Consider the following 15,782-nt stretch of genomic DNA (forward strand, 5'->3'; position numbering starts at 1 on the left):
CAAGATTCGAGGAGCCGTGATGATCGACGTACTGGTGCTGGACGTCAACGAGACGCTGACCGATATGGAGCCGCTGCGGGACGGGTTCGAGGCGGCGGGGTTGCCGCGGCACGAGCTCGACGCGTGGTTCGCGGCAACGCTGCGGGACGGCCTGGCGCTGACCGCGGCCGGCGCGTACGCGAACTTCCGCGAACTGGCCGCCGAACTCCTGGAGGCACAGCTCGTCGCGGCCGGGATCGAGCCGACCACCGAGCGGGTCGACGGCGTGCTGTCCGGGTTCACCAGGCTGCCGTTGCACGCCGACGTCGCTCCGGGACTGCGGAGGGTCCACGAGGCCGGTGTGCGGATCGTCACACTGACCAACGGATCGGCGGCGATGTCGACGGGCGTGTTCACCGACGGCGGGATCATGCCGCTGCTCGAGCACCGGCTCGACGTCTCGGTGCCCCAGCGCTGGAAACCGCACCCGGACGCCTACCGGTACGCCGCCGAGGTCTGTGGCGTACCGGTCGACCGGATGGGCCTCGCCGCGGTCCACCCCTGGGACATCGACGGCGCCCGCCGCGCCGGGATGCAGGGGTTCTACATCGACCGGCGGAGTACGCCGTACCCGCGCGCGTTCCTCGCCCCGGATCTCGTCGTAGGAGACTTCGAGGGCCTGGCGAGCGCGATCAGCGGGTAAACTGCTTCGCAGGGTGTGCCGGGAAGTCTGGTCGGCGTCGTCCGACCGACCCCGAACGAAGGGCCGTTCATGAGCCAGCACCCTCGGATCCGCCGGAAGAAGCGCGCGTTCCCCCGCATCCTCGGGCGCGAACGCGCGTTCCTCGCCGACACGTTGCGTGCAGAGACCACCGGCGGGCTGTTGTTGCTCGCGGCCTCAATCATCGCGTTGGTCTGGGCGAACTCGCCCTGGCAGGACGCGTACCACCACCTGAGCGACACCCAGGTCGGTCCGCTGACCGTCGAGGGCTGGGCGTCCGACGGCGCGCTGACGCTGTTCTTCTACCTGGCCGGCGTCGAGCTGAAGCGCGAGCTGGTGGTCGGCACGCTGTCGAAGCTCAGCGAGGCGGTCGTCCCGGTGATCGCGGCGATCTCCGGAATGGTGCTTCCGGCAATCATCTACCTGATCGTGAACGTGGTGGCCCGGAACGGCAATCCGCACGGGTGGGCGGTGCCGACCGCGACCGACATCGCGTTCGCCCTCGCGGTGCTGGCGATCGTCGGGTCCTCCCTGCCGAGCGCGCTGCGGGCGTTCCTGCTCACGCTCGCTGTCGTCGACGACTTCGGCGCCATCCTGGTGATCGCGGTCTTCTTCTCGCACGGTTTCCACCTGCTCTCGTTGCTCGCCGCGCTCGCGCTGATCGCACTCTGGTACGTCCTGCAGCGGCGCCGCGTCCGGACCCCGTTCCTCTACGTGCCGATCGCGGTGGCGGCCTGGTGGTTCATGCACGAGTCCGGGATCCACGCCACGATCGCCGGCGTCGCGCTCGGGCTCGTCACCCGCGTGGTCGCGGATCCGGGTGAGGAGCACGCGCCGGCCGAGCGGATCGAGCACCGGCTGCGGCCGTGGTCGGCAGGCGTCGCCGTACCGTTCTTCGCCTTGTTCGCCGCCGGGGTGACGCTGAGCGGGGGCGCCGTACGGCAGATGCTGACCGACCCGGTCGCGATCGGTGTGGCGGCCGGCCTGCTGTTCGGGAAGGCGATCGGGGTGTTCGGCGGATCGTGGCTGACCGCGCGGTTCACGCGAGCCGAGCTGAACTCCGACCTGGCCTGGCGGGACGTCGGCGCGGTGTCAGTCCTCGCCGGTATCGGATTCACCGTCGCGCTGCTGATCGCCCAGCTGGCGTTCGGCTCCGACGAGGCCCAGGTCGAGCGCGCCAAGGCCGCCGTCCTGATCGCCTCGGTGCTGGCCGCACTGATCGCCTCGGCATTCCTGGCTCGCCGAAACCGCGCGTACGCCGATTGACTCGGCTGCGGACGGTAGTGTCGGGGCACGGACCTGTCGGAAGGAGTTGCGATGTCGATGGGGCAGAACGGGGACGAGCCCACAGTCGGCCAGTTGGTCGCGAACGTCAGCAAGGACCTGTCCAGCCTGGTCCGCGGCGAGGTCGAACTCGCGAAGACCGAGCTGAAGAAGACCGCGGTCGCGGCCGGCACCGGAGCGGGCATGTTCGCCGGCGCCGCGTTCCTGGCGCTGCTCGCGATCGTCCTGCTGTCGATCGCCGCGGCGTACGGGCTGGTCGCGGCGGGTCTGGACCCAGCGATCGCGTTCCTGATCGTCGCGGGCGTGTACCTGGTGGTCGGCGCGATCCTGGTGTTCATCGGGAGGCGGGCGCTGAAGAGCGCAAAGGGTCCGCAGCGGACCATCGAGTCCTCGAAGGAGTCGGTCGAGGTGCTGAAGGCGATCGGCAAGGGCACCGACGAGCGCGTGGCCCTGCCCGAGCCGGGCGTCCGGCGCTGAGCCCGGCGGGTGTCGTCGACCTCCTGGTCGACGGCCCCTGGTCGCACTCACTGGTCGCGGCCAACGGGGCCCGGTTCCATGTCGCCGAATGTGGTGCAGCGGACGATCCACTCGTCCTGTTCCTGCACGGCTTCCCGGAGTTCTGGTGGGCGTGGCGGCACCAGCTGCCGGTGGTCGCGGCCGCCGGGTACCGCGCCGTCGCGATGGACCTGCGCGGGTACGGCGCCAGCGACAAGACCCCGCGTGGTTATGACCCGTACACCGCGGCCGCCGACGTCTCCGGCGTGATCCGATCGCTCGGCGCGACCGACGCGGTCGTGGTCGGACACGGGTGGGGCGGGTTCATCGGGTGGTCGGCCGCCGTACTGACGCCGCGGCAGGTCCGTGGACTCGCAGCGGTGTCGGCCCCGCATCCGCTGCTGCTGACGCGGTCCGGGCAGACGAAGGCGATGACGCGGAGCGCGTGGTTCCAGCTGCCGATCCTGCCCGAGCGGCGGCTGCTGGCGCAGGACGGGCTCCACATCGAACGTTTGCTCCGCGCGTGGGCCGCGCCGGGCGGCACGTTCCCGGACGCCGAGGCGTCACGCCGGTACCGCGCCGCGCTGCAGGTCTGGCCGGCGCCGCACTGCGCGCTCGAGTACCACCGGTGGTTCGCCCGGTCGCGTTTCCGTCCGGACGGCCGCAAGTACTCCGCGACGATGCGCACGCCGGTCGCCGTACCCGTTCTGCAACTGCAGGGCGCTCAGGACTCAGCGGTGAGCCCCACCGCGACCACTCCTCCGGATCTGGTCGCGGCGCCACTGCGGCACGAACTCATCACCGGCGCCGGTCACTTCCCGCATGAGGAAGCACCGGACGTGTTCAACAAGCTTTTGCTGAACTGGCTGGCCACCGTCAGCCATCCCGGCGCTGCTCCAGAGTCGCAGTAACGACCCAGCCGGCCCCCCGCCGCTCCACGCGATACTTCGCAGTCATCCAACGCCCGCAGTTGTAGAACAGGCTCACATCGACCTCGGCGTGGTCGCCCTTGTCGACCACATCGCTGAGCTGAACCACGCCGATGCGGTTGTCGCCGCAGGTCGCCGGAGCGGGCGACATCTCTGCGTGGTACTGGATCGGAGCGGTCTCGCGGACCAGCCGGCGGAGCAGCGCGCGCTGTTCCGGAGAGATCGGCGGGCCCTTCCGGACATGGTTCTTCCCGACGTCGGACAGGTCCAGCACGACCACCGATCGCCAGCCGTCGATCGGCCGCACGGTCCGAAGCATCGTGCTGAGACCGGCGGCCCAGATCCGGGCATCGTCCGTGGACGTGCGGGCCGGTGCCGGCGTGGACGCGGCGGGCTCGGGCGGTGCCGCGGCTCCGACCCGGCTGACGCCGTACAGGACTCCCGCGAGGACCGCGAGGACGGCGGCGGCCGCAAGCAGGATCGGGACCGCGGTGCGGCGTCTCACCGGTTCGGTTGTCTCGGGCAACTTGTCGGCCAGTTGCTCGCGGTCGGCGAACGTCTCCCGGAGCAGAGTGCCGAGCTCGTCGTCGGTCAGGTTGGGCATGTCAGATCGCCTCCTCGGCGGACAGGCAGTCGCGCAGAGTGGCCAGCGCGCGGGCGGCGTTCGAGCGGACGGTAGCGGGCGCGACCCCGAGCAGTTCGGCGATCTCGGCGTCGGCGAGATCTTCGTAGTACCGCAGGACCAGGACGGCGCGTTGCTTGCGGGGCAGCTGAGCGAGCAGCCGCCACGCGGCGTCGCGCAGCGCATGGCGAGTGCTGACGTCGTCGTCGGCAGGCTGCTCGATCGGCTCGGCGAGCGGTACTTCGCGGTTCTTGAGCAGCCGCCGCCAGCTCAGGAACTCATTGAGCACCATGGTCCGCAGGTACGCCTCAGGGCGCTCCAGTTCGCCGATCCGCGCCCACTTGCGATGCGCCCGTTCCAGCACCGTCTGGACGAGGTCCTCGGCGGTGTGCACGTTTCCGGTCAGCATCAGCCCGAGCCGCAGCAGCCGGCGCTCGTTCGCCCGCACCACGTCGTCGTACAGGAGCGCCGGTCTCACCCCGCTCGTCGTCACCGTCATGCCCTTTCAACGCGACGATGCTGCGGGCCTGCTGCATCAGGTGCAGGACTGGGTGGAGACCTCTTGGGTCGCGGTGGTGCCGTCGCGGGCGTCGTCCGAGACCTGCTGGGCGGTCAGGACGTAGCCGGTGCGGTTGTCCTCGACGGAGGCCGCGAAGACCACGCCGTACACCGTGCCCTTGGAGGACAGCAGGGGGCCGCCGGAGTTGCCCGGGCGGACCGACGCCCAGATCGAGAACGCCTCGCGGGTGACGGTCCTGTCGCCGTAGATGTCCGGGCCGCGGAGCCGTTCCTCGGACCGGATCCGGGCCGGCTCGGAGTCGAACGGGCCGTTCTCCGGGTAGCCGAGCACGACCGCCGGGTCGTCGGCCTTACCGGTGAAGTCGAAGGACAGTGGCTGCTCGGTCAGCTTCGGCACGTACAGCACCGCGATGTCGGTCTCCGGGTCGAACACCACGACCCGGGCGTCGTACTTCTTCCCGTTCACCTCGATCTTCGGTTCGCTGACCCCGGCGACGACGTGCGCGTTCGTCATCACCCGCTGCGGCGCGTACACGAACCCGCTGCCCTCGAGACCGCGCGAGCAACTCGCCACCCCGGTCACCTTCGCGATCCGCGTGTACGCCGAGCGCACGTTCGGCTGCCGCGCGATCGCGCTGTCCGGCGGCTGCGTCTCGCGGATCCGCTCCGGGACGAACGGGTCCAGGAACCGGGGGAACAGGTCGGTGTTGACGACGTCGTTGAACGACTGCAACGCCCGGTCGGCACTCTCCGGCAGGAACTGGTCGACCTTCGCCAGCACCTCCGAACCTCGCACCGCCGACGTCACGCTCGGGATCCGCGCACCGCTCACCGCGACACCGAGCACCCAGGCGACGATCAGCACCGACGCGGCCGCCAGCGCGGCACCGCCGAGCGCGTCGAGGAATCGGATCGGCTTCCAGGACAACCTGTTCCGCACTCTGGTGCCGATCAGCGCCCCGAGCATCCGGCCGAGCGCGGCCAGTCCGACCACCAGCACCAGCGCGGCGAACGACACCGTCACGCTCGGTGAGAAATGATCCAGGATCCGCGGCACGCCCCAGACGCCGACGGCCGCGCCGCCGAGCAGGCCGAGCGTGGCGCACGCGCCGAGCACGAACCCCTCGACGTACCCCGAGATCGCCACGAGTGCCGCCGTACCCAGCACCGCCCAGTCGAGCCAGCTCATTCCACGCCTTCCGGCTTGTCACCGCGCGCCTGACCTAGATCATGCTCGATGGCGGTCATCCGCCGCACGTCCTCCGGCCGTCGCCCGTCGCTCCGCCAGGCCGCCTCGACCAGTCGGTCGGGCAACGGTACGACGTTCGAGGGGTCCCAGTCGCGGTACCACCCACCGAGCAGGAGCAATTTGTCCAGCAGGCCGGCCGTGAACCCCCAGATGTAGAGGTCGCCAACAGTGAACGCCGGGCCGGTGAAGCCGCTCGGGTGCAGGCAGCTGATCCGGTTCGCGGGGTCGGTCAGCGCGGCGAGCGGCACCCGGTGCACCGACGCGACCTCGGCCGGATCGATCACCGCGACCGGCGACGGCTCCCGCCACCAGGCCAGCACCGGCGACACGCCGAAGTTGCTGACCGGGACCCAGAGCGCCGGCCAGACCGCGAACGGTACGACGCCGGTCGGGTCGAGCCCGGTCTCCTCCTCGGCCTCACGCAGCGCCGTCCGGACCAGACCGGTGTCACCGGCGCCGTCCTCGGGATCCGCGCCACCACCCGGGAACGCCATCTGCCCGGCGTGCGTGCGCAACGTCCAGGCCCGCTCGGTGAGCAGCACCTCGGGGCCGTCGTTGCCATCAGCAAGCAAGATCAGGACCGCGGACTTCCGCACCGCCGGATCGTCCGGCGGCAGGAACCGCGACAACTGGCTCGGATCGACGTCATCCGACGCCTTCGCCAAGGTCTGCAGCCACTCGGGGATCTCCACGCCTTCGAAGGTCATGGGGCCTCCCGGCCTGGACTGAGGAGCGCAGGGAGCGCAGCGACTGGAGCGACGAGGGAAGGCCGGGAGTTACAGCCCCATGACCACGCCGGCGCCGGAGGCCCGGCCAAGGACAGAGTCATGGCGTCACTCCGAGTTTGTCCTTGACCAACTGGTCGAGTTGTTGTTGCGAGGTGAGTACCCCGCGGTGCACGTAGGCAACCGTGCCGTCCGCGTCGATGAAGGCGGTCAGTGGCGGGCCGCCGACGCGGAGCGCCTGCTTGATCGCCTTCTCGGTGTCGACGAGATGCGGGTACGCCAGGCCCTCCGCGGCCGCGAACTTCACCGCGAGCTCCGGCCGCGGGTCGTCGTAGTCGATCCCGAGCATCTTCACCGAGTCAGACTTCGCGAGCTTCGCGAGGTACGGCGCTTCGGCGCGGCACGGCGTACACCATTGGGCCCAGACGTTGACCACCAGCGGTCCGCGCAGGTCGGCGAGCCGGATGTCCGGCCCGCTACCGAGGCACGGGAGGCTGACGTCGGGCAGGCCCTTGGTGGCCGGCGGCTTCGACGGGGTCGACGGGCAGGCCGCCAGCTTGTCGGCGCCTGCGACCACGCTGCGGGCGTCGGACGGGGCCGCTCCGGGTTTGTCGGTACCGCACGACGCCAGGACCAGTCCGGCGACCAGCCAGCCGATCACGCACAGCGTCGTACGACGGTTCACGCGGGGACCTTCACCAGCTTCGCGGCGGCCTCGGGATCGGTCGGCCCGGTCCCGTACGACGGGCACCACTGGGCGATCGGGCAGGCACCGCAGGCGGGCTTCTTCGCGTGGCAGCGGCGGCGGCCGTGGAAGATCAGCCGGTGCGACAGCATCGTCCAGTCCTTCTTCGGGAACAGGTCGCCGATGATGTGCTCGACCTTGACCGGGTCCTCCTCGGCGGTCCACCCGAAGCGCCGGACCAGGCGGCCGAAGTGCGTGTCGACCGTGATCCCCGGGACGCCGAACGCGTTGCCGAGCACCACGTTCGCGGTCTTCCGGCCGGTGCCCGGGAGCTTCACCAGCTCGTCGAGCTTGTTCGGCACGATGCCGTCGTAGTCGTCGACGAGGGCCTGGCCGAGCTTCATCACGCTGTTCGTCTTCGCGCGGAAGAACCCGGTCGGCTTGAGGATCGCCTCCATCTCGTCACGGTCCGCCTCGGCGTACGCCTGCGCCGTCGGGTACTTGGCGAACAGGGTGGGGGTCACCTTGTTCACCGTGACGTCGGTGGTCTGGGCGGACAGGATGGTGGCCACCAGCAACTCGAGCGGGGTGCTGAAATCCAGCTCGCAGTGCGCGTCCGGGTACGTCTCGGTCAGCACCTTGTGCATCTTGCGGGCCCGGCGGACCAGCTGGGTGTGGGTCTCGTCAACAAAGACCGGAGCCTTACGGGGAAGCTTCAGCGGGACCTGTGAGAGCGGTTCCGCGACACGCGGGGATGGCATGCAGGCCAGCCTACGTGGCGGTCCCGACACCCGAGGGGCTACGGTTTTGTGGCGACCGGGTGTACACATATCGGTCGACGGGCGTGGCCGATCCCACGTCCGGAGTCGTGGTCAAAGGTCCTAGGAGGCCCAAAGTGGATGCCGCAGTGCTCCGACAGGCACCGCTGTTCAGTCAGCTCGACGACGAGGCGGCCGACGCGCTGGCCGCGTCGATGACCGAGAGCCGGCTGCGCCGCGGCCAGGTGCTGTTCCACGAGGGCGACTCGGGCGACCGGCTGTTCATCGTCACCGAGGGCAAGGTCAAGCTCGGCCGTACGTCGGCCGACGGCCGGGAGAACCTGATCGCGGTCCTCGGCCCCGGCCAGATGTTCGGTGAGCTGTCTCTGTTCGACCCCGGACCGCGCTCCGCGACCGTCACCGCCGTCACCGACGCCTCGATGATGTCGCTGACCCACGACGAGCTGCTCCGCTGGCTCGAGGGCCGTCCGGCCGTCGCCCGCGGCCTGCTCCTGCAGCTGGCGTCCCGGCTGCGCAAGGTCTCCGACGTCGTGGCCGACCTGGTGTTCTCCGACGTACCGGGCCGTGTCGCCAAGGCGCTGCTGGACCTGGCGAGCCGCTTCGGCCGCACCGCCGACGACGGCGTCCACGTCCACCACGACCTCACCCAGGAGGAGCTCGCCCAACTGGTCGGCGCCTCCCGCGAAACCGTCAACAAGGCCCTCGCCGACTTCGCCTCCCGAGGCTGGGTCCGCCTCGAACCCCGCTCCGTCGTACTCCTCGACGTAGACCGCCTCCAGCGCCGCGCCCGCTAGCTGTTCAAGTAGTCCAGCTGGGCCCGTACCGAGCGTTCGGCGGCGGGCCAGAGGGATTTGTCCACGTCGGCGTAGACGTGTTCGACGATGGCTTCGGGTGTGGTGTGGCCTTCCGCGAGGGCGGCTCGGACCTGGTCGAGGCGTTCCTGGCGGTGCTTGAGGTAGTACGTGAGGACGCCGGCGGGGTCGTCGATGACGGGGCCGTGGCCGGGGAGCAGGCGGGTGACGCCGGCTGGGGAGTTGGCGAAGGCTCTCAGGTGTTCGAGGGAGTTGAGGTAGGGGCCGAGGGCGCCGTCCGGGTGGGCGACCACCGACGTACCGCGGCCGAGGACGGTGTCGCCGGTGAGCAGCGAGCCGTCCTGCGGGACCCAGAAGCAGACCGAGTCGAGGGTGTGGCCGGGGGTCGGCAGGACCTCGATTCGGAGGCCGTCCGCGGTGACCACGTCTCCTTCGGACAGGCCGTGCGCGTGGTCGGTGGGGATGCGGAACGCCGGGTCCACCGCGCGGACGCCGCAGCCGGCCTGGTTCGCGAACCACGCCGCGCCCTCGGAATGGTCGGGGTGCTTGTGGGTCAGCAGGACGACCGCGACCTGGCCGGCCTCGGCGAGGACCGCGCGCAGGTGGTCCTCCAGCATCGGGCCCGGGTCGACGACCACCGACTGTTCGGCGTCCGGCGCGCGGAGGATCCAGGTGTTGGTCCCCTCCAGCGTCATCGGGCCGGGGTTGTCCGCCCGGACCAGGGTTGCGTACTCCGTGACTCTCATGTGGTCTCCAGATAGGCCCGGTCGCCGTCGACGCGGACGGTGGGCATGATCGCCCGGATCTCCCGCTCGCCGGCCGCGTCCAGGATCGCCGTCACCTCGCCGTACTGCGAGAGCTCGCGGCAGCACACGTACGTCGGGGGCAGCATCAGCACCTCGCCCGCATCGACTGCCGCGACCGCGTCGTCCGGGCGGATCCAGGTGACCTGGTCGGACTCGCTCGTGACGTCCCGGGTCACCTGCCCGGGCGGCAGCGCGGCGACGAAGAACGCGGTGTCGTACCGCTTGGGCTCGAACTCCGGGGTGATCCAGTGCGCCCACGGCCCGAGCAGGTCGGCGCGCAGCACGAGCCCGCGCCGGTGCAGGAACTCGGAGAACCCCAGCTCGCGGCTCTCCAACGCCACCCGATCGGCCTCCCAGTCGGCACCCGTGGTGTCATCGACGACCGTGTCCGCGGACGGGCCGGCAAGCAGTACGCCGGACTCCTCGAACGTCTCCCGTACGGCGGCAGCGACGTACGCGGCCGCCGTCTCGGGCGAACACCCCAGCCGCTCGGCGAACCAGCCAGGCGCCGGACCGGACCAGGAGTCGGCCACCGTGGAATCGGTCGCGTCGACCCGCCCGCCCGGGAACACCGTCATCCCCGCGGCAAACGCCATCGTCCGCTGCCGCCGCAACAAATAGACCTCAGGCCCACCGGCCGTGCCCGCTGTTGCGTTGCCCGGGGTCGGCGGTGGTGTGGGGTTGGCGGCGCCGCTGGTGGTGTCGCGGAGGAGGATGACGGTGGCGGCGGGGCGGGGGGTGGCCGGGGTGCGGGAGCCGCGGGTGTACTCGAGCGCGACCTCGGCCATCCGGCCGGTCATGAGCTCGGACCGGAGGTCGCGCATCACCGGCCCGGCCTCCGGCCGGCGCGTGGCCGGCGCCGGGGGCCGAGCGGCCGACGTGTCCTCGGGGACGGCGCCGCCGGGACCCCCGCGTTCGCCGCCCCGTCGCGGGGTTGGCTGCGGCCGTCCAGCACTACCGAGCAGATCAGCCGACCTCGACGATCAGTTCGACCTCGACCGGGGCGTCCAGCGGCAGGACCGGGACGCCGACGGCGCTGCGGGCGTGCTGCCCGGCGTCGCCGAAGACCTGGCCGAACAGCTCGGACGCGCCGTTCGCGACCTGCGGCTGACCGGTGAAGTCCGGCGTGGACGCGATGAACGCGACCGCCTTGACGATCCGCTTCACGTTCGCCAGGTCACCGATCTCGGCCTTGACCGCGGCCAGCGCGTTCAGCGCGCACTGCTGCGCGCACTCGCTGGCGACCTCGGGCGTGACGGCGTCCCCGACCTTGCCGGCGGCGATCAGCGTGCCCTGGCGCAGCGGCAGCTGGCCGGACGTGTAGACCAGGTCACCGGTCCGGACGGCCGGGACGTACGCGGCGACCGGCTTGGCGACCTCGGGCAGCTTCAGGCCGAGCTCGGCCAGCTTCTCCTCGGGGTGGCTCATTTGTCCTCGATCTCCCGCTTGAAGTACGCGACCAGGTTCTCCGGGTTCATCCCCGGGACGACCTGGACCAGCTCCCAGCCGTCCTGGCCGAAGTTGTCCAGGATCTCCTTGGTCGAGTGGACCAGCAGCGGCGCGGTGAAGTACTCGAACTTCTTCATGAAGGGGACTCTAACGGTGTGTCCTGGGGCACGCCCTACCCTGGGGACTATGGCGCGACTGCACGTGGTCACCGGTAAGGGGGGCACCGGGAAGACAACCGTCGCGGCCGCCATGGCTCTCGCGCTGGCGACCGAGGGAAAGCGGGTGCTGCTCTGCGAGGTCGAAGGCCGTCAGGGGCTCGCCCAGCTCTTCGACGTACCCCCGCTCCCGTACGTCGAGCGCCGGATCGCGCACGGTCCCGGTGGGGGTGAGGTGTTCGCGCTCGCCGTCGACGCCGAGGCCGCGCTGCTCGAGTACCTCGACATGTACTACCACCTCGGTCGCGCCGGGAAGGCGCTGGAGAAGGTCGGCGCGATCGACTTCGTCACCACGATCGCCCCCGGGCTCCGCGACGTACTGCTCACCGGCAAGGTCTACGAGGCGACCCGGCGGAAGGTGAACGGGAAGCTCGCGTACGACGCCGTGGTGCTGGACGCCCCGCCGACGGGCCGGATCGCACCGTTCCTGAACGTGAACACCGAGGTCGCCGGGCTCGCCAAGGTCGGACCGATCCGGAACCAGGCCGACGCGATCATGGGCATGCTGCGCTCGGACGTGACGCGGGTCCACCTGGTCACGCTGCTCGAGGAGATGCCGGTCCAGGAGACCCTGGACGCGGTCGACCAGCTGCAGAAGCTGGACCTGCGGATCGGGTCGATCGTGGTGAACATGGTGCGCAACAGCCCGCTCGACGACGACGCGCTCGCCCTTGCGGTGAAGGAGAAACTGCCCGCCGCCGAGCTGACCAGGGGGTTGAAGGCAGCCGGCATCACGATCGGCGGCGACCTGGTCGGGACGCTCGCGACGGAGGCCCGCGACCACGCCATCCGGGTCGGTCTGGAACGCGAGAACCGGGACCGTATCGATGCCCTGGGCAAGCAGGTGACCGAGCTGACGCTGCAGCCGGACGGCATCGACCAAGGCACCCTGCTCGACCTGGCCGAGGAGTTCCGCGCATGACCCAGCTCGACCTCGACGCGTTGATCGATGACGCCGGGACCCGGATCGTCGTCACCTGTGGATCCGGCGGCGTGGGCAAGACCACGACCGCCGCCGCGCTCGGCCTGCGCGCCGCGGAGCGTGGCCGGAAGGTCGTCGTACTGACGATCGACCCGGCCCGGCGGCTGGCGCAGTCGCTCGGGCTGACCGAACTGGACAACACCCCGCGCGCGGTCGCCGACGTGAACCCGAAGAACGGCGGCCGGCTGGACGCGATGATGCTGGACATGAAGCGGACGTTCGACGACGTCGTGCTGCAGCACGCGACGCCGGAGAAGGCCGAGCAGATCCTCGCGAACCCGTTCTACCAAGCGCTGTCGTCGTCGTTCGCGGGGACGCAGGAGTACATGGCGATGGAGAAGCTCGGGCAGCTGCACCACCAGGCCGAGCGGACCGGCGACTGGGACCTGATCGTCGTCGACACCCCGCCGTCACGGTCCGCCCTGGACTTCCTGGACGCGCCGGAGCGGTTGGCCTCGCTGCTGGAAGGACGGTTCCTCCGGTTGCTGCTGGCGCCGGCGCGCGGGCCGTTCAAGCTGATGTCGGCGGGCGTGAACATGGCGATGTCGGTGCTGAACAAGGTGCTCGGCGCGCAGGTGCTGACCGACGTACAGACGTTCGTCGCGGCGTTCGACACGCTCTTCGGCGGATTCCGGCAGCGTGCCGAGCAGACGGTCGCGTTGCTGCGGGAGCCGCATACCGCGTTCCTCGTGGTGGCCGCGCCGCAGAACGATGCGCTGCGCGAGGCGTCGTTCTTCGCCGAGCGGCTGCGTGCCGAGGGAATGCCGCTGGCCGGCGTCGTGCTGAACCGGGTGACGAACACGCAGGCCCCGGAGCTCTCGGCCGAGCGGTCACTCGCCGCAGCCGAGAAGCTCGAGGAGGCGGACAAGTCGCTGCTGACGGCCGCCGTACTGCGGTTGCACGCGGACAAGATGCAACAGGTAGTAGGCGACCACAAGCGGGCCGAACGGTTCCGCCGCGGTCACCGCTCGATCCGCACCGTCGAGGTCCCGGCGCTGCCGGACGACGTCCACGACCTCAGCGGCCTCCGCCAGATCGGCGACCTACTCACTGCCTGATTTCACGGCCTGATTTCACCGTGAGCGAACGGTCAGGGGCCCGGGAATTACTTGCTTACACCCATGGTTGAGCCTGTCAGACTCAATCTTGAAAAGGGTGTGACAGCGTGACCGATACGTTGAATCTTCCTGTCCTGCCGCTGGACGACGTCGTGGTCCTGCCCGGGATGGTCGTGCCGGTCCGGCTCGCCGACAGCGAGGCCCGGGCGGCGATCGATGCCGCGCAGGCATCGGGCGAGGACAAGGTCCTCCTCGTGCCGCGGCTGGACGGAAAATATGCCAAGGCCGGGACGCTCGGTGAGATCGAGCAGATCGGCCGGCTGCCGGGCGGTGCCCCGGCGGCCGTGATCCGTGGGACCCAGCGGGTTCTGATCGGCTCCGGGACCACCGGTCCGGGTGCCGCGCTCTGGGTGACCGCCACGGTGCTCCACGAGATCACCGATGAGCGGTCGGCCGAGCTGGGCCGCGAGTACAAGTCCCTGACCACCTCGGTGCTCGAGCGGCGCGGTGCGTGGCAGGTCATCGACTCCGTGAAGCAGGTGAACGACCCCGCGGAGCTGTCCGACCTGGCCGGCTACGCGTCGTACCTGAGCGACGAGCAGAAGTCCGAGCTGCTGGAGAACGCCAACGTCTCCGAGCGGCTGGAGAAGCTGATCGGCTGGGTGAAGGACCACCTCGCCGAGCTCGAGGTCTCCGAGACGATCCAGAAGGACGTCCAGGAGGGCATGGAGAAGCAGCAGCGCGAGTTCCTGCTGCGCCAGCAGATGGCCGCGATCCGCAAGGAGCTGGCCGAGCTGGACGGCAAGGCCGAGTCCGAGGAAGAGGACTACCGGGCCCGCGTCGAAGCGGCCGACCTGCCGGAGCACGTCCGCAAGGCCGCGCTCGCCGAGGTCGACAAGCTGGAGCGGACCGCCGAGCAGTCCCCCGAGGTCGGCTGGATCCGCACCTGGCTGGACACCGTGCTCGAGCTGCCGTGGAACGAGCGGACCGAGGACAGCTACGACATCCGCGAGGCGCGGGCCGTGCTGGACGCGGACCACGCCGGTCTGGATGACGTGAAGCAGCGCATCACGGAGTACCTGGCCGTACGGCGTCGCCGCGCGGACCGTGGTCTCGGTGTGGTCGGCGGTCGCCGCAGTGGCGCCGTACTGGCGCTGGTCGGGCCGCCTGGTGTGGGTAAGACCTCGCTGGGTGAGTCCGTGGCGCGGGCCATGGGCCGGAAGTTCGTCCGGGTCGCCCTGGGTGGCGTCCGGGACGAGGCCGAGATCCGCGGTCACCGGCGGACGTACGTCGGTGCGCTGCCGGGCCGGGTCGTCCGGGCCATCACCGAGGCGGGTTCGATGAACCCCGTCGTACTGCTGGACGAGATCGACAAGGTGGGCGCGGACTACCGGGGCGACCCGACGGCTGCCCTGCTGGAGGTCTTGGACCCGGCGCAGAACCACACCTTCCGGGACCACTACCTGGAGGTCGAGCTGGACCTGTCCGACGTGGTCTTCCTGGCCACGGCGAACGTGCTGGACTCCATCCCGGCGCCGTTGCTGGACCGGATGGAACTGGTGCAGCTGGACGGGTACACCGAGGACGAGAAAGTCACGATCGCCCGTGACCACCTGCTCCCGCGTCAGCTGGAGCGGGCGGGTCTGACGACGGACGAGGTGGCTATCGAGGACTCGGCGCTGCGGGTGCTCGCGGGTGAGTACACCCGCGAGGCCGGCGTACGGCAGCTCGAGCGGTCGATCTCCCGTGTCCTGCGGAAGGTGACGGCTCGGTTGGCCCTGGGCGACGAGCTCGGTGCACTGACCATCGGCGGTGGAGACCTGAAGGAGTACCTGGGGTCGCCGAAGTTCACTCCGGAGTCGGCCGAGCGTACGGCGCTTCCGGGGGTGGCGACCGGACTGGCGGTCACCGGCGCGGGTGGTGACGTGCTCTTCGTGGAGGCGTCGCTGGCCGACAAGGAGACCGGCCCGACCGGAGTCACGCTGACCGGACAGCTCGGTGACGTGATGAAGGAGTCGGCGCAGATCGCCCTGTCGTACCTGCGGTCGCACGGCGCGGAGCTGGGGCTGCCGGTCGGCGACCTGGCCGAGCGGAACGCCCACATCCACGTACCGGCCGGTGCCGTCCCGAAGGATGGACCGTCGGCAGGTGTGACGATGACAACGGCGCTGGCGTCGCTGCTGTCCGGACGGCCGGTCCGTTCGGAGGTCGCGATGACCGGTGAGGTGTCACTGACCGGACGGGTGCTCCCGATCGGTGGCGTGAAGCAGAAGCTGCTCGCCGCGCACCGGGCCGGGCTCACCACGATCCTGATCCCGAAGCGGAACGAGCCGGACCTGGAGGACGTACCGGCGTCCGTGCTCGCGGAGCTGACCGTGCTCCCGGTGAGCGACGTCCGCGAGGTACTGGATCTGGCACTGGAGCCGGCCGAGGTGGCCGCGCACCAGTACGCCGCCTGATCGACGTACCGCTG

At 70.4% G+C, this 15,782-nt stretch carries 18 protein-coding genes; 8 read left to right on the forward strand and 10 right to left on the reverse strand.

Going from position 1 to position 15,782, the window contains the following annotated elements:
* Positions 1–19: 19 nt before the first annotated feature.
* From AC0662_RS19800 to AC0662_RS19815, 4 genes are all read left to right on the forward strand, one after another.
* Positions 20–682, forward strand: a complete 663-nt coding sequence (locus tag AC0662_RS19800; protein WP_478302284.1) for a haloacid dehalogenase type II — start codon at positions 20–22, stop codon at positions 680–682.
* A 69-nt stretch (positions 683–751) separates the two neighbouring features.
* A complete protein-coding gene (nhaA, locus tag AC0662_RS19805; RefSeq protein ID WP_452204077.1) occupies positions 752–1,966 on the forward strand; it encodes a Na+/H+ antiporter NhaA in 1,215 nt (404 codons plus the stop codon).
* 51 nt (positions 1,967–2,017) lie between these two features.
* Entirely contained in the window at positions 2,018–2,461 is a 444-nt protein-coding gene (locus AC0662_RS19810; protein ID WP_452204076.1) for a phage holin family protein, read from the forward strand.
* A 50-nt stretch (positions 2,462–2,511) separates the two neighbouring features.
* A complete protein-coding gene (locus tag AC0662_RS19815) occupies positions 2,512–3,390 on the forward strand; it encodes an alpha/beta fold hydrolase (protein WP_478303416.1) in 879 nt (292 codons plus the stop codon).
* On the opposite strand, the gene AC0662_RS19820 is transcribed toward AC0662_RS19815, so the two are convergent.
* From AC0662_RS19820 to nth, 6 genes are all read right to left on the reverse strand, one after another.
* Positions 3,356–4,012 carry a hypothetical protein gene (locus tag AC0662_RS19820; RefSeq protein ID WP_452204075.1) on the reverse strand — a complete coding sequence of 219 codons (657 nt, stop codon included), beginning with the start codon at positions 4,010–4,012 and terminating at the stop codon, positions 3,356–3,358. The two genes, AC0662_RS19815 and AC0662_RS19820, sit on opposite strands and share 35 nt — an antisense overlap.
* Before the next feature lies 1 nt (position 4,013).
* Positions 4,014–4,529: a SigE family RNA polymerase sigma factor gene (locus tag AC0662_RS19825; protein WP_478302287.1), complete on the reverse strand. Its 516-nt coding sequence runs from the start codon at positions 4,527–4,529 to the stop codon at positions 4,014–4,016.
* Positions 4,530–4,565: 36 nt separating this feature from the next.
* Positions 4,566–5,738, reverse strand: a complete 1,173-nt coding sequence (locus AC0662_RS19830) for a MarP family serine protease (RefSeq protein ID WP_452204073.1) — start codon at positions 5,736–5,738, stop codon at positions 4,566–4,568.
* Positions 5,735–6,505 (reverse strand): NUDIX hydrolase, encoded by a 771-nt coding sequence (locus tag AC0662_RS19835; protein WP_452204072.1) that lies wholly within the window; start codon positions 6,503–6,505, stop codon positions 5,735–5,737. The genes AC0662_RS19830 and AC0662_RS19835 overlap by 4 nt, the downstream gene beginning before the upstream one ends.
* A gap of 118 nt (positions 6,506–6,623) precedes the next feature.
* The gene (locus AC0662_RS19840; protein WP_452204071.1) at positions 6,624–7,208 is read right to left on the reverse strand and encodes a TlpA family protein disulfide reductase; all 585 of its coding nucleotides are present in this window, start codon (positions 7,206–7,208) and stop codon (positions 6,624–6,626) included.
* Positions 7,205–7,969: an endonuclease III gene (gene nth / locus AC0662_RS19845; RefSeq protein WP_452204070.1), complete on the reverse strand. Its 765-nt coding sequence runs from the start codon at positions 7,967–7,969 to the stop codon at positions 7,205–7,207. Before nth ends, AC0662_RS19840 begins: the two co-directional genes overlap by 4 nt.
* A gap of 134 nt (positions 7,970–8,103) precedes the next feature.
* Here nth and AC0662_RS19850 point away from each other — a divergent pair, with 134 nt between their 5' ends.
* Positions 8,104–8,781, forward strand: a complete 678-nt coding sequence (locus tag AC0662_RS19850; RefSeq protein ID WP_184837908.1) for a Crp/Fnr family transcriptional regulator — start codon at positions 8,104–8,106, stop codon at positions 8,779–8,781.
* Here AC0662_RS19850 and AC0662_RS19855 read toward each other — a convergent pair.
* The 4 genes from AC0662_RS19855 to AC0662_RS19870 form a co-directional block, all read right to left on the reverse strand.
* Positions 8,778–9,545, reverse strand: a complete 768-nt coding sequence (locus AC0662_RS19855; protein ID WP_452204069.1) for an MBL fold metallo-hydrolase — start codon at positions 9,543–9,545, stop codon at positions 8,778–8,780. The two genes, AC0662_RS19850 and AC0662_RS19855, sit on opposite strands and share 4 nt — an antisense overlap.
* On the reverse strand, positions 9,542–10,429 hold the full coding sequence (locus AC0662_RS19860; RefSeq protein WP_478303418.1) for an NUDIX hydrolase: 888 nt from the start codon (positions 10,427–10,429) through the stop codon (positions 9,542–9,544). Before AC0662_RS19860 ends, AC0662_RS19855 begins: the two co-directional genes overlap by 4 nt.
* A 142-nt stretch (positions 10,430–10,571) precedes the next feature.
* Positions 10,572–11,033 carry a RidA family protein gene (locus AC0662_RS19865; protein WP_452204068.1) on the reverse strand — a complete coding sequence of 154 codons (462 nt, stop codon included), beginning with the start codon at positions 11,031–11,033 and terminating at the stop codon, positions 10,572–10,574.
* Positions 11,030–11,191: a Sp36 family protein gene (locus AC0662_RS19870; RefSeq protein WP_130386959.1), complete on the reverse strand. Its 162-nt coding sequence runs from the start codon at positions 11,189–11,191 to the stop codon at positions 11,030–11,032. Before AC0662_RS19870 ends, AC0662_RS19865 begins: the two co-directional genes overlap by 4 nt.
* Positions 11,192–11,240: 49 nt before the next feature.
* On the opposite strand from AC0662_RS19870, the gene bagA reads away from it, so the two are divergent.
* The 3 genes from bagA (at position 11,241) to lon (ending at position 15,768) form a co-directional block, all read left to right on the forward strand.
* Positions 11,241–12,191, forward strand: coding sequence for an ATPase BagA (gene bagA, locus AC0662_RS19875; protein ID WP_452204067.1), 951 nt, complete (start codon positions 11,241–11,243; stop codon positions 12,189–12,191).
* On the forward strand, positions 12,188–13,309 hold the full coding sequence (gene bagB, locus AC0662_RS19880) for an ArsA family ATPase (RefSeq protein ID WP_452204066.1): 1,122 nt from the start codon (positions 12,188–12,190) through the stop codon (positions 13,307–13,309). Before bagA ends, bagB begins: the two co-directional genes overlap by 4 nt.
* A 107-nt stretch (positions 13,310–13,416) precedes the next feature.
* The gene (lon, locus tag AC0662_RS19885; RefSeq protein ID WP_478302293.1) at positions 13,417–15,768 is read left to right on the forward strand and encodes an endopeptidase La; all 2,352 of its coding nucleotides are present in this window, start codon (positions 13,417–13,419) and stop codon (positions 15,766–15,768) included.
* The last annotated feature ends 14 nt before the right edge of the window (positions 15,769–15,782 follow it).

Source organism: Kribbella sp. NPDC043289 (assembly GCF_056436705.1).